The 13,652-nt window shown below is 37.7% G+C and carries 12 protein-coding genes; all 12 read right to left on the minus strand.

Going from position 1 to position 13,652, the window contains the following annotated elements; all coding sequences use genetic code 11:
- Positions 1 to 34 precede the first annotated feature (34 nt).
- Positions 35 to 1,876, minus strand: coding sequence for a translation elongation factor 4 (lepA, locus tag PECL_RS04655; protein WP_014215437.1), 1,842 nt, complete (start codon positions 1,874 to 1,876; stop codon positions 35 to 37).
- Positions 1,877 to 1,973: 97 nt separating this feature from the next.
- Positions 1,974 to 3,110, minus strand: coding sequence for a molecular chaperone DnaJ (dnaJ, locus tag PECL_RS04660; RefSeq protein ID WP_014215438.1), 1,137 nt, complete (start codon positions 3,108 to 3,110; stop codon positions 1,974 to 1,976).
- Between the two features lie 78 nt (positions 3,111 to 3,188).
- Positions 3,189 to 5,060, minus strand: coding sequence for a molecular chaperone DnaK (dnaK, locus tag PECL_RS04665; RefSeq protein WP_014215439.1), 1,872 nt, complete (start codon positions 5,058 to 5,060; stop codon positions 3,189 to 3,191).
- A gap of 23 nt (positions 5,061 to 5,083) precedes the next feature.
- Positions 5,084 to 5,683 carry a nucleotide exchange factor GrpE gene (gene grpE / locus PECL_RS04670; RefSeq protein WP_014215440.1) on the minus strand — a complete coding sequence of 200 codons (600 nt, stop codon included), beginning with the start codon at positions 5,681 to 5,683 and terminating at the stop codon, positions 5,084 to 5,086.
- Entirely contained in the window at positions 5,673 to 6,716 is a 1,044-nt protein-coding gene (gene hrcA, locus PECL_RS04675) for a heat-inducible transcriptional repressor HrcA (RefSeq protein ID WP_324608739.1), read from the minus strand. The genes grpE and hrcA overlap by 11 nt, the downstream gene beginning before the upstream one ends.
- Before the next feature lie 97 nt (positions 6,717 to 6,813).
- On the minus strand, positions 6,814 to 7,764 hold the full coding sequence (ribF, locus tag PECL_RS04680) for a riboflavin biosynthesis protein RibF (protein ID WP_014215442.1): 951 nt from the start codon (positions 7,762 to 7,764) through the stop codon (positions 6,814 to 6,816).
- A gap of 1 nt (position 7,765) precedes the next feature.
- The gene (truB, locus tag PECL_RS04685; protein WP_014215443.1) at positions 7,766 to 8,665 is read right to left on the minus strand and encodes a tRNA pseudouridine(55) synthase TruB; all 900 of its coding nucleotides are present in this window, start codon (positions 8,663 to 8,665) and stop codon (positions 7,766 to 7,768) included.
- Positions 8,666 to 8,767: 102 nt separating this feature from the next.
- Complete coding sequence (gene rbfA / locus PECL_RS04690) at positions 8,768 to 9,118, minus strand: 30S ribosome-binding factor RbfA (RefSeq protein WP_014215444.1); 351 nt, start codon at positions 9,116 to 9,118, stop codon at positions 8,768 to 8,770.
- Between the two features lie 21 nt (positions 9,119 to 9,139).
- Positions 9,140 to 11,932, minus strand: coding sequence for a translation initiation factor IF-2 (gene infB, locus PECL_RS04695; RefSeq protein WP_014215445.1), 2,793 nt, complete (start codon positions 11,930 to 11,932; stop codon positions 9,140 to 9,142).
- A 12-nt stretch (positions 11,933 to 11,944) separates the two neighbouring features.
- Complete coding sequence (locus tag PECL_RS04700; RefSeq protein ID WP_014215446.1) at positions 11,945 to 12,244, minus strand: L7Ae/L30e/S12e/Gadd45 family ribosomal protein; 300 nt, start codon at positions 12,242 to 12,244, stop codon at positions 11,945 to 11,947.
- Positions 12,234 to 12,533 (minus strand): RNase P modulator RnpM, encoded by a 300-nt coding sequence (gene rnpM, locus PECL_RS04705; RefSeq protein ID WP_014215447.1) that lies wholly within the window; start codon positions 12,531 to 12,533, stop codon positions 12,234 to 12,236. The genes PECL_RS04700 and rnpM overlap by 11 nt, the downstream gene beginning before the upstream one ends.
- Positions 12,534 to 12,552: 19 nt before the next feature.
- Positions 12,553 to 13,638 (minus strand): transcription termination factor NusA, encoded by a 1,086-nt coding sequence (nusA, locus tag PECL_RS04710; protein WP_014215448.1) that lies wholly within the window; start codon positions 13,636 to 13,638, stop codon positions 12,553 to 12,555.
- Between the last annotated feature and the right edge of the window lie 14 nt (positions 13,639 to 13,652).

Genomic DNA, 13,652 nt, shown 5'->3' on the forward strand with positions numbered 1-13,652 from the left:
TTGGCAAATTAATATTTTAAAATTTCAAGAATCCCTATTTATCGCTCTTTGACTCCGTATCGGTCTTCAAAACCGCCATGAACGCTTCCTGAGGGACCTCTACACGTCCAACAGCCTTCATGCGTTTCTTTCCACGTTTCTGCTTATCCAGTAGCTTAGCACGACGATCAGGATCACCTGTGTGAATCTTAGAGGTAACATCTTTCCGATATGCTTTAATATTGGTTCTCGCAATAATCTTGTTTCCTATGGCAGCCTGAACTGGAATTTCAAAATTCCTTCTAGGGATGATCTTTTTTAAGCTAGCAGTTATCTCATTACCACGCTGCTGAGCAAAATCACGATGAGCAATGAAACTTAGCGCGTCAACCTGATCACCATTTAGAAGAATATCAATCTTAACAAGGTTACTTACTTTATATTCGCCCAACTCATAATCAAGAGAAGCATAACCGCGCGTACTGGACTTTAGCTTGTCAAAGAAATCAAAAATTATTTCCGAAAGCGGTAGTTCATATTTTACGTTTACACGATTATCATCAATATAATCCATCGTGTCAAAAATACCACGTCGATATTGTGCCAACTCCATTACAGCGCCAACATACTCACTAGGAACCATGATATTAGCATTAACATAAGGTTCTCTAACAGATTTTATTTGGGATGCATCTGGCATATCTGACGGATTTTCTACTTCAATTTCAGTGTCATCAGTTAAATCAACCTTATAGGTGACAGACGGAGCAGTTGTGATTAAATCCAAGTTAAATTCGCGTTCCAAACGTTCTTGCACAACATCCATATGCAGTAACCCTAAGAATCCACAACGAAATCCAAATCCAAGCGCTTGAGATGATTCTGGTTCAAATTCTAAAGCTGCATCATTCAATTGCAGTTTTTCCAATGCCTCACGTAAATCGTTAAATTTAGCATTGTCAGTTGGATAGAGGCCGGAATATACCATTGGATTCATTTCTCGATAGCCTTCTAAGGGAATGACATCTGTGTTGTTTGCACTTGTAACTGTATCACCGACACGTGCATCCTTAATAGTTTTGATGCTTGCAGCAAGGTAACCAACATCCCCCGCCATTAAATAATCTTTTTTAATCGGATCTGGCGAATTAACTCCTACCTCTGTCACTTCATATACCGCATTGCTATTTACTAGGCGAATCTTATCGCCTCGTTTGACCATTCCTTCCATAAGTCGAATACTCAAAACAACGCCACGATAATCGTCGTATTTTGAATCAAAAATTAATGCTTTTAATGGAGCATCAATTTTTCCATCAGGTGCAGGAATCTTGTCAACAATTTGCTCTAATAACTCTGAAACGCCAATTCCTGCTTTTGCACTGGTCAAAACTGCATCAGAAGCATCTAATCCAACAACATCTTCAATTTCTTTTCGAACACGTTCCGGATCGGCCGCTGGTAGATCAATTTTATTTATCACAGGTACGATTTCTAAATTATCATCAATTGCCAAATAAACATTTGCTAAAGTTTGAGCTTCAACACCTTGCGCTGCATCTACGACAAGGACAGCGCCTTCACAAGCCGCTAAACTTCTGGAAACTTCATAACTGAAATCCACATGTCCAGGTGTGTCAATCAAATGAAAAATATAATTTTCACCGTTTTTTGCCTTATAGTGCAATTCAACCGCGTTTAATTTAATAGTAATACCACGCTCTCGCTCTAAATCCATTGAATCCAGCAATTGATCTTGCATATCACGCTTTGCAACCGTATCAGTTAGTTCCAAGATTCGATCTGCTAAGGTAGATTTGCCATGATCAATATGGGCAACAATGGAAAAATTTCTAATATGTTCCTGTCGTTCTTTTAATTCTGAAAAATCTGACATTTTATTCTCATTTCATTAGTTAATAATATTTCAATTATATCAACAGCTTTTCCTCATTACAATTAGATAGAAAAAAAGGTTGGGTTTTCCCAACCTTTTAGTTCATAAATTTATCGAAAAAGTTATTCTTACCATTTCCTGATGGTTTCTCACCACTCGCCTTAGCGAACTCTTTTAAGGCGTCTTTTTGCTTTTGATTTAACTTTTTAGGAACGGTCACGGTCACTTTTACATGCTCATCGCCGTTTCCATTACCACGAAGATGTGGTGCTCCTTTGCCCTTTAATCGGAAATTGGTGCCAGTTTGAGTACCCGCAGGTACCTTTAGCTTAACATCTCCGTGAACAGTTGGAACCTCAATTTCATCCCCCATTGTTGCTTGTACGAAAGAAATAGATTGGTCTAAATAGATTTCAGATCCATCACGTTGATATAATTCACTTGGTTTCACTCTAAAAACAATATAAAGGTCTCCGTAAGGTCCGCGATTGAATCCTGCTTCTCCTTGTCCTTGAAGACGCATTTGCTGTCCATCTTCCACACCAGCTGGAACAGTTACCTTAACTTCGTGTTGTTGAGCTGTGTGACCAGTGCCACCACAGGTAGGGCACTTTTCCTTAATCTCTTTACCAGTTCCATTGCAGACGTCACAAACTTGTTGACGAACCATACGACCTAGCGGAGTATTTTGCGTTACTTGAATAGTCCCAGTGCCATGACATTTTGAGCAAGTTACAGGACTAGTTCCTGGTTTAGCGCCAGAACCGTCACACGTCTTACAAATAGCTTCACGAGAATACTTAATAGTTGTCTTTTTCCCAAAAATAGCCTCTTCAAACTTAAGTTCCATACTATATTGTAGATCCTCACCCTGTCGTGGTTGACTAGCACTTTGTTGTCTTTGACCACCGCCAAAAAATGAACTGAAAATATCCTCAAAACCGCCGCCGTTGCCACCGAATCCACCAAAATCACCTTGGCTAAATCCACCGCCACCGAATCCCGCGTTAGGGTCTGCTGATCCGAATTGATCATATTGAGCTCGTTTTTGATCGTCACTTAGTACTTCAAAAGCTTCATTTACATCTTTAAATTTTTGCTCTGCGCCCGGCTCTTTATTAATATCAGGATGATATTTCTTAGATAATTTTCGGTACGCTTTTTTTATTTCATCCGCTGAGGCATCTTTGCTGACACCTAAAACATCATAGTAATCTTTATTCCCGTCGGCCATACTTTTCCTCCACAGTAAATTTCACACTTCCTGAAGTTTAACATAAAAAAGTCAAAGCCAGCGACTTTGACTCCTCTATTATTTGTTATTGTCTTTATCTGGATCAACTTCCTCAAAATCACCATTTACGGTATTGCCATCAGTATCTTTTCCGGTATTACCAGTTGCATCTGCGCTAGCATTTGGATCAGCCTGAGCTTGTTGTGCATCCTGTGCTTGCTGGTAAAGCTTTACAGAAAGATCTTGAACAATCTTATTCAAATCGTCTTTCTTAGCCTTCATTTCTTCAAGGTTATTGTCAGCTTGGGCCTTCTTAAGTGCTTCTTCAGCATCCTTGGCCTTCTTGATTTCATCCTCAGAAACTTTACCTTCAAGTTCCTTAAGAGTCTTATCAGTTGTAAAGATTAATTGATCAACTTCATTACGTAAATCTACTTCTTCTTTACGCTTCTTATCAGCCTCTTCATTTTCCTTGGCTTCTTTCATCATTCGATCAATTTCTTCATCTGATAAACCAGTGGAGCTTTGAATAGTAATCTTTTGTGCTTTACCTGTTCCCTTGTCAGTTGCAGATACGTTTACAATACCGTTCTTATCAATATCAAATTTAACTTCAATTTGAGGAATTCCACGTGGTGCAGGTGGAATATCCGTAAGTTGGAATCTTCCAAGTGTTTTATTATCAGCAGCCATTGGACGTTCACCTTGTAAAACATGAATATCAACAGCAGGCTGGTTGTCGGCAGCGGTAGAAAATACCTGTGACTTACTTGTTGGAATGGTTGTGTTACGTTCAATTAATTGTGTAAACACACCGCCCATTGTTTCAATCCCCAATGAAAGAGGAGTTACATCAAGTAAAACAACATCTTTAACGTCGCCAGTTAAAACCCCACCTTGAATTGCAGCACCAATTGCAACGGCTTCATCAGGGTTAATTGAATGGTTTGGTTCTTTACCCGTCCAATTTTTAACAGCTTCCTGAACGGCTGGAATACGTGTTGAACCACCGTTTAAAATAACTTCATCAATATCAGAAGCTGACAATCCGGCATCCTTCAAAGCATTGTCGACTGGTGTCTTTGTACGGGCAACTAAGTCTGAAGTCATTTGATCAAACTGCGCACGGCTTAGTGTTTTTTCCAAATGAAGTGGTCCGTTTTCACCAGCCGAAATAAATGGCAAGCTAATTTGAGCCTCAGTAACACCCGAGAGATCCTTCTTAGCTTTTTCAGCGGCATCCTTCAAGCGTTGAAGTGCCATCTTGTCTTTGCCTAAATCAATTCCATTTTCTTTCTTAAACTCATCTACTAACCAATCAATAATCTTTTGATCAAAATCATCACCACCAAGATTGGTGTCACCATTAGTTGAAAGTACTTGGAATACGCCATCGCCTAATTCAAGGACAGAAACATCAAAAGTACCACCACCGAGGTCATAAACCAAGATTTTTTCATCCTTATCAGTTTGGTCCAGCCCGTACGCAAGTGAAGCTGCAGTAGGTTCGTTAATAATTCGCTTTACATCTAAACCGGCAATCTTACCAGCATCTTTAGTAGCCTGACGCTGAGCATCATTGAAATACGCAGGAACAGTAATAACTGCCTGATCAACCTCTTCGCCTAAATAGTCTTCTGCAAATCCTCGAATATATCCTAAAATCATTGCAGAAACTTCTTGTGGTGTATAAGACTTACCATCAACAGTTACTTTGTATCCTTCTTCACCCATGTGACGTTTAATCGATGCAATTGTATCTGGATTTGTTATTGCTTGTCGTTTTGCCACCTCCCCAACTTGTGTTTCTCCATTTTTAAATGAAACAACTGAAGGAGTTGTACGGGCACCTTCTGGATTAGTAATAATCTTTGGCTTATCACCCTCCATAACTGCAACAGCAGAATTTGTAGTACCTAAATCAATACCAATAATCTTGTTACTTGCCATTTCAAAATTACCTCATTTTTTTATTATTGAGCGACGACAACCATCGCAGGTCTTAAAACACGATCTTTTAGCTTGTACCCTTTTTGAAGAACCTGCACAACCGTATCTGTTGCATATTCTTTTGACTTTTCAACAGTTTGCACTGCCTGCTCTTCATTAGGATCAAAAATAGAGCCAACTGTACCAATTTCTTTAATACCATTTTCAGTTAAAGCATTAGCCAGATGGTTTTGGACCATTTCGATTCCCTTTTTCAATTGAGTACCATTTTCATCAGTTACCTCAATTAATAATGCCCTTTCCAAATTATCCATCACTGGCAAAATGGATTTAGCTAATTTTTGACCATCATACTTAACTAAATTCGCTTGCTCTTTCTCGTTTCGACGTTGCATATTAACAATCTCAGCCTGAGCACGCATGTATTTGTCATTTATCTCATCAAGTTGCGACTGTAATTCTGAATCAGCCTCATTATTTTTTTTAGCTTCATCGGAGTCGTCTTGCACAACTTTATCGGTATCTGATGATTCATCACGGTCAGCCACCACTGTTTTTTCTTCTGATACTTCTGAATCTTTTATATCATCCTTATCAGCCACAAAATCACTCCTAACTTCCATCTAAGTTTTTATAATACTCTAACATTTTGCTAGATAGTTGTGCTCTAAAAACATCAACGATTCCGAGCATCTTAGAATATTGCATACTAGTTGGTCCAAGTATGGCAATTAACCCTTGCCCATATGTCCCAATATCATACGAAGCAGTAATTAAACTATAATCCTGTAAAACAGAGTCACTAATCTCATTACCAATTCTAACATTAACTCCGTGCTCATCATTTGACAGTAAATCAGACAACGCATCTTGTGTATTAAGAATACCAAATACTTTACGTACTGATTCTAAATTCTTGGGGTCAGAAAAGTTCAAAATATTCAACTTTCCCCCCACAAAGAACTGATCTTCAGCATTGCGACTAATCATATCTGAAAAAACATCAACAACTCCGAGCTTATTATGCAAATATTTACTGAGTATTACAGGTAAATCCGAATGAATTAATTGATAGGCCTGAGCTAAGCTTTTGCCAACCAATCTATCGTTCATAAGATGAACAACCTTTTCAAGCTCCTCACCTTGTAATTCTGGAGGTATTGAAAACTGCTGAGTTGAGGCTTCACCATTGCTGGTTGCTAAGATTAACATCACGCGACTTGAGCCTAAGGGAACAAGTCTAAATCCATCAATCGTCGTTGCAACCTGATTAGGTTTTAAAGATAATGCCGTATAATTAGTCATTTGTGATAACATATCTGCGGAGATTTTTACGATATCATCGATACGTCTAAAACTCTGGTCAAACGAACTCTTTATTGTTGCAAGTTCACTCTGATCGGCCGATACCGGTCTCATTAAATGATCAACATAGTATCGATATCCCTCTCTGGATGGAACCCTCCCAGACGAAGAATGCGTTTTTTCAATTAACCCAGCTTCTTCAAGCTTAACCATATCGTTTCTAATCGTGGCTGAACTTACATGAATCGGAAGAGTATCCACTAATGCCTTCGATCCAACTGGTTGGCCATTCTCCGTATATTTACGAACAATCAACTCTAAAATCATCAATTCACGTTTAGTTAGCGTAATTCAATCACCTCTTTTAGCACTTCAATATATTGAGTGCTAAATTACAATGATTAATATACAAAATTTTTCATCAAATGTCAAACTTGGTCAAATTACTTTAGATCTTTTTAAAAAATGACCTAGTTGCCACCTCATCTTTTTGCAATTGATTCACTAACTCCTCTGCACTGGTAAACATTTCTTCTCCACGAATTCGGTTATACCATTTGATATCAACCTCTTCACCATAAATTTCGCGTTTAAAATCTAAAATATTTATTTCGGTTGTAACTTTTCGATTTTTTCCAAAAGTTACATTTTTCCCAACCGAAGCCATACCTTGATACCACTCAGATCCAATTTTTATTTCTACAACATATATTCCAATTCCTAATACGACTTGATTTTCGCTTGAAATAATATTGGCGGTTGGATAACCTAATGTTCTTCCTCTTGCCTCACCATGTACCACAATACCGTGTGTTTCAAAAGGGTAGCCCAATAATACATTTGCTTCATCAATATTTCCAATTGCAATTAAGGATCTAATCCGACTCGAACTAGCTTTTTCTCCATCAACTTTTAATTTTTTAACTTTCACAACATCAAAACGACCTCGGGAAAGTGTTGGCAAAATATCCATATTTGCCTTATCAATTGGTCCAAACGTATAATCGAATCCAGCAACTACAATTTCAGCATTAAGTCCTACAATGTAATTATCAATAAATTGATTGGCCGATTGGTTTGCAAAAGATGAAGTAAAATCCGCTACATATAAGATATTTACACCAAGATCTTCCATCAACTTGGCCTTCCTAACAACAGAGGTAATATATGATAAACTATTCTCCGGTGAATTCGTTCTTTGATCGAAAACCACTGAAGGGTGATGGTTAAAGGTCATAGCTGCTAATTTTATTTGCTTTTGGTTGGCAATATCCTTTGCTGTTCGGATTACACTCTGGTGTCCTCTGTGAACACCATCAAAAAATCCTAATGCCAAAACAACCTTATCTTCTGGAATTATGGTTTTATCATATGGGTAATGTAAGTATATTGTTTTCATATTAGTCCTCTAAAAGAAACATTTTTTCTGGTCTATATAGATTTGTTTCTGAGTCTCGTTTATAAACGGCTTGTAATCTATCATTATATTTTAAAAGCAATTGATCATCATTCATATTAAGTCTGAGCCAAGCTCCGTTTTGAACTTTTTCTAATTCATCCGACGATAGATTATATGTTATAAGGTTTTTAAAAACTGTTTCAATTGGATGTAAAAAGCTGTAATCTTGGTTTTTAACTTTTTCGGATAAGTCATTCAATGTGATAGTATGTGATAGATCAAATCCACCGCTGGACATTCTTGTAAGATCTGACATTACAGCCGGAACACCTAATTTCTTACCAAAGTCAACCGCCAAAGTTCGTACATAAGTCCCTTTGCTACACTTAACTTCAAATTTAATAGTTTGCGTTCCACGTTTTTCATCAAATTCACTTTTTCCAATTTGATGAAATTCAGTTATTGAGACCATTCTTTGCGGTCTTTCTACCTCTTCACCAGATCTTGCATACTCATACAACTTCCGTCCATTAACCTTAACGGCCGAATACATAGGGGGAATTTGAATGATTTCGCCTGTCAAACTATTAAAAGTCTTTGCTAATTCTTCATCCGTAAAAGGAATTTTAAGTACCTTTGAAGCAATAACTTCACCGTCTAAATCTTCAGTAATTGTTGAAAAGCCCAGCGTGATTTTGCCCCGATAAATTTTACCTGAGTTCATCAAGTAATCTGATACTTTGGTTGCCTTACCAACACAAACAATTAGGACACCATCCACATTGGGATCTAGTGTGCCACTATGTCCAACTCTTTTAGTATGCAAAATTCGTCTAATTTTTGCAACTACATCATGACTAGTCATTTTACGTTCTTTATTAATTGGAATAATTCCGTCCATAATTAAACTACCTCTCCTATAGATTATAAGTATAGCATACGGAAAACCCGAACCGGCGCATACAAAAAACCTAATATGAATAATTCATATTAGGTTTTTTTGTTATTTTTTATTTAGTTTATTTAATAATTGATCAATATGATCACCATATTGAACTGATTCATCTCTCAAAAAACTAATCTCAGGTGTTTTGTAGATTGATAACCTACTACCTAATTCACTTCGGATTAAACCAGTTGCCTTTTTTAACCCGTCTTTTGTTTTTTGATCATCAGAAGCCTGATCAGACAAAATACTATAGAAAATTTTAGCTTGTTGTAAATCACCAGTAACTTCAACGCCAGTTATAGTTATACCTTCTAAACGCGGATCACGAACTTTTCTACGTAAAATGTCGCTAACTTCTTTTTCGATTTCCTGGGAAAGACGATCAGATCGATATTGTCGTGCCATAACGAACACCTCCAAGAATTATTATTCTACAGGTACTTCCTTCATACGGTATGCTTCAATAACATCACCAATCTTGATGTCATTATAGTTTTCAACTGTTAAACCAAGTTCAAAACCACGTTTAACTTCTTTAACGTCATCCTTAAAACGACGTAAACTACCAAGTTGTCCTTCATAGATAACTACGCCATCACGAATCAAACGAACACTAGAATCGCGAGTAATGAATCCATCTGTTACAAAGCCACCGGCAATTGTTCCAATCTTAGAAACCTTATATGTTTCACGGATATCAACTTGACCCGTAATTTCTTCTTCGTAAGTTGGTTCAAGCATTCCCTTCATAGCAGCTTCAACTTCATCAATAGCGTTGTAGATTACACGGTGAAGACGAATATCAACGTCTTGTGAATCTGCTAATTGTTTAGCTTGTGGAGTAGGTCGAACGTTAAAGCCAATAATGATAGCATTACTTGCTTCAGCAAGTGTAACGTCACTTTCGTTTATAGCACCAACTGCCGTATGGATAACGTTAACTCGAACACCTTCAACATCAATCTTCTTTAGACTACTTGACAGAGCTTCAACTGAGCCTTGGACGTCAGCCTTAATGATGATGTCTACACGTTTCATTTCACCCTCTTTTAGAGAATCAAATAAATTGTCCAAAGTTACATGGTTAGTTCGCTTCCGTTCCTCAACTAAAGCGCGCTTAGCACGATCTTCACCAGCAGCACGAGCCGATTTTTCATCTTCAAATACGACAAACCGGTCCCCCGCCTCAGGCACATCGTTAAGACCTGTAACTTCGACAGGTGTGGAAGGAGTAGCAATTTTAACACGATGACCAAATTCGTTAACCATGGTACGGACACGTCCAAAAGTATTACCAATAACAATTGGATCACCAACGTGCATCGTCCCTTGTTGAACAAGCACAGTTGAAACTGTACCTTTACCTGGATCAAGTTTAGCTTCAATTACAGAACCAGCAGCTCTTTGGTCCGGATTAGCCTTTAATTCTAGTACCTCAGCCTGCAACAAGATCATATCAAGCAATTCATTAATATTTGTACCCATCTTAGCTGAAATTTCTACAAAGATGGTATCCCCACCCCATTTTTCTGGAATAAGTTCGTACTCAGCTAATTGTTCAATTACATGAGCAGGATTGGCACCTGGCTTATCAATCTTGTTAACTGCAACAATAATTGGTACATCAGCGGCCTTAGCATGATTAATCGCTTCAATTGTTTGAGGCATTACACCATCGTCGGCTGCAACAACTAAAATTGTAATATCAGTAATATCAGCACCACGAGCACGCATCTCAGTGAAGGCAGCATGTCCAGGAGTATCCAAGAATGTGATTAACTTACCATCATGGTTCAACTGGTAAGCACCAATTCCCTGTGTAATTCCACCAGCTTCACCAGCTGTAATATGACTATTACGCAAATTATCTAGCAGTGTTGTTTTACCATGATCAACGTGACCCATGATTGTAACAACTGGAGGGCGACTTACTAGGTTATCAGTGTTAGCTTGTTCTTCATCAAAAATCTTATCAATATCAGAAATATCGACTTCAACTTTTTCTTGTGCTTCGATGCCATAGTCTGCAGCTAACAACTCAATTGTGTCATTATCCAAAGATTGATTTTGGTTAACCATAACACCCATCATAAAGAGCTTTTTGATGATTTCTGCCGGCTCACGATGAATCTTTTTAGCAATATCTGCAACGTTCATTCCTTCAGTATATTCTAATAAATCTGGTAATGGACGTTCCTTACGTGTTGGAGCTGGTTTTGTTTCAACGTTCTTTAGACGACCGTTCTTTTTAACTTTCTTATTACGGCGTCCGTTTCCGTTATAACTATTATTACGATTACCATTTCCGCTAAAGCGATTGCGACTGTAATCGTTCTTCTTTTTCTTATTGTTATTGAAACGGTTGTTTGAACGACTGTCATTATTCTCAGAAGACTTATTTACACTAGTTGTTGGAGCTGGTTTTGAGAAAGAACGACGCTCATTATTCCTGCTATTACTTGTATTAGCAGTAGAATGAGCGACTGACGCATTTGGACTAACTTTTCTCTCATTCTTCTCCGGTGTGCTACGCTTAATCGCTTCTTTTTTTCGCGGTTGTTCCTTTGCACGGCTTGGAGCAGGCGTACTATTTTTAATTTCAGAAACCGCCGCACGTGCTGCTTCTAAAGCCTTGTTTGCGGCCTTAGGCTTAACCGTATTGCTCTGCGAACGATTATTATTAAAACGTTGACTGTTATTGTTTCTACGATAATTACTATTATTGCTTGTGTTCCCCTGACGATTGTTAACATTCGTATTATTACGATTATTATTTAGTCGACCATTATTACGTTGTTGATTCTTTTGATTATTTTGATTATTGTTACGCGTTTGAGGTCGAGCATTGTTATTATTTGTCTTTACAGCAGTTTCTGTTTTTACAGATGTCTGATTTCCTGCCTTCGGATTGTATGGCTTTTTGCCATCTTCTTTTGCCTTTTCCTCATTACGACGAATAACTGTTTTGCCAGTTTTGCTCGAACGAAATTTTGGTGTGTGTTTTTCTGAACTTTCAACTGCTTTTCCGCTAACCGCAGTTTTATTATCACTTGTACTCTGTTTACTACCAAAAATGCTTACTAAGTGCTTTTCACTTGCATCATCAAGAGTTGACATATGATTTTTTACATCAAATCCTGCCTCTTGAGCTTTTGCAATCATATCTTTGCTTGAAACGTTTAATTCCTTGGCTAATTCATATATTCTCTTCTTGCCCATCGTTTCACGCTCCTATTCTATTTTTTTTAATAATCCATTTGTAAATCCTCTATCAGTAATCGCGATGACACTTCGCTTTTGCCCAATTGCGTTTGATAATTCTAACGTTGATCCAACCTCTATCCACATAACTTTATAGAAATTACATTTATCGGTTATTTTTTTTCGAGTAGCCGACCCCATATCGCTAGTAATTAAAACTAATAACGCCTTTTTCTTCTTAATGGACTCTAGTACAAGCGATTCACCAGTGATAATTTTTTGTGCCTTTTTCATCAATCCTAAATAATTACTAATATCACTATTTAGCATCGCCGAACAACTCTCTACGAGCTTGTTGGTGATCAACATACTCAATTAATTCATCGTAAAACTTATCATCTACCTCAATTTTAAATGCTTTATCAAAGGTACGCTGTTTCTTTGCTTTTTGAGCAATTTTTACGTCCAAACCAATGTATGCACCACGACCAGGCTTTTTTCCTGTCGCATCAATTGAAATCTCATTTTCCTTATTTTTAACAACACGAACTAATTCCCTTTTAGGAAACATTTCGTTGGTAACAATATCTTTTCGCATTGGAATTTTTCTAGTCTTCATTGCAATCACCTCCACAAATCTATTCTTCAGTTTCGGCCTCATCAACGTTTTCATCTTCTTCAAAGAATTCTGAAGCATCCGTCTCTGATTTAATGTCAATCTTATAACCAGTTAATTTTGCAGCTAAACGCGCATTTTGACCGCGCTTTCCGATTGCCAACGATAATTGATAATCAGGAACAACTACCATACAAGAACGTTCATCTTCTTCATCAAATAATACGTCTTCAACTTCTGCAGGATTTAATGCATTCGCAATATACGCCGCGGGATCCTCAACCCATTCAACGATATCCATATTCTCACCATGCAATTCATTAACGATAGTCTGAACCCGTTGTCCTCTTGGTCCAACACTTGTACCAACAGGATCAATATCTGGATTAGCGGATTTAACGGCAACCTTTGCACGATCACCGGCTTCACGAGCAATTGAGACAATCTCGACAGTTCCATCATAGATTTCAGGCACTTCTTGTTCAAACAAACGTTTAAGCAAACCAGAAGCACTTCTTGAAACATACACTTGAGGCCCCTTACCACTGTCATCAACTTTAGTTACATATACTTTAATATGATCATGTGGTTCATACTGTTCACCTGGTATCTGGTCTTGTTTAGCCATGACAGCCTCAACACCACCTAAATCAACATAAACATAACGATTATCACGGCGAGATACTTCACCAGTTACAATCTCATCTTCATATTGACTGTACTTTTCATAAACAACACCACGTTCTGCTTCACGAACTCGTTGCATAATAACTTGTTTCGCAGTTTGAGCAGAGATCCTACCAAAATTTTTAGGTGTTACTTCAAATTTAATTTCGTCATCTAGTTCGTAGGCCTTATTAATTGTTAATGCTTCATCGAGACTTACCTCAAGTTGATCATCTTCAACTTGATCAACTACTTTTTTTACTGCGTATACGTGAATATCACCTTTCTTTTCATCAAAGTCAACTTCGACGTTTTGCGCTTGACCATAATTTCTTTTATATGCTGAAACTAAAGCCGCTTCAAGAGCATCAATTACTATTTCTTTTTTGATTCCCTTTTCTTGTTCTAAAGCATCAAGGGCCGTAACCATTTCTTTACTCATTTTTTTAGTCCTCT

The sequence above is a fragment of the Pediococcus claussenii ATCC BAA-344 genome (assembly GCF_000237995.1).
Classification (GTDB): Bacteria; Bacillota; Bacilli; order Lactobacillales; family Lactobacillaceae; genus Pediococcus; species Pediococcus claussenii.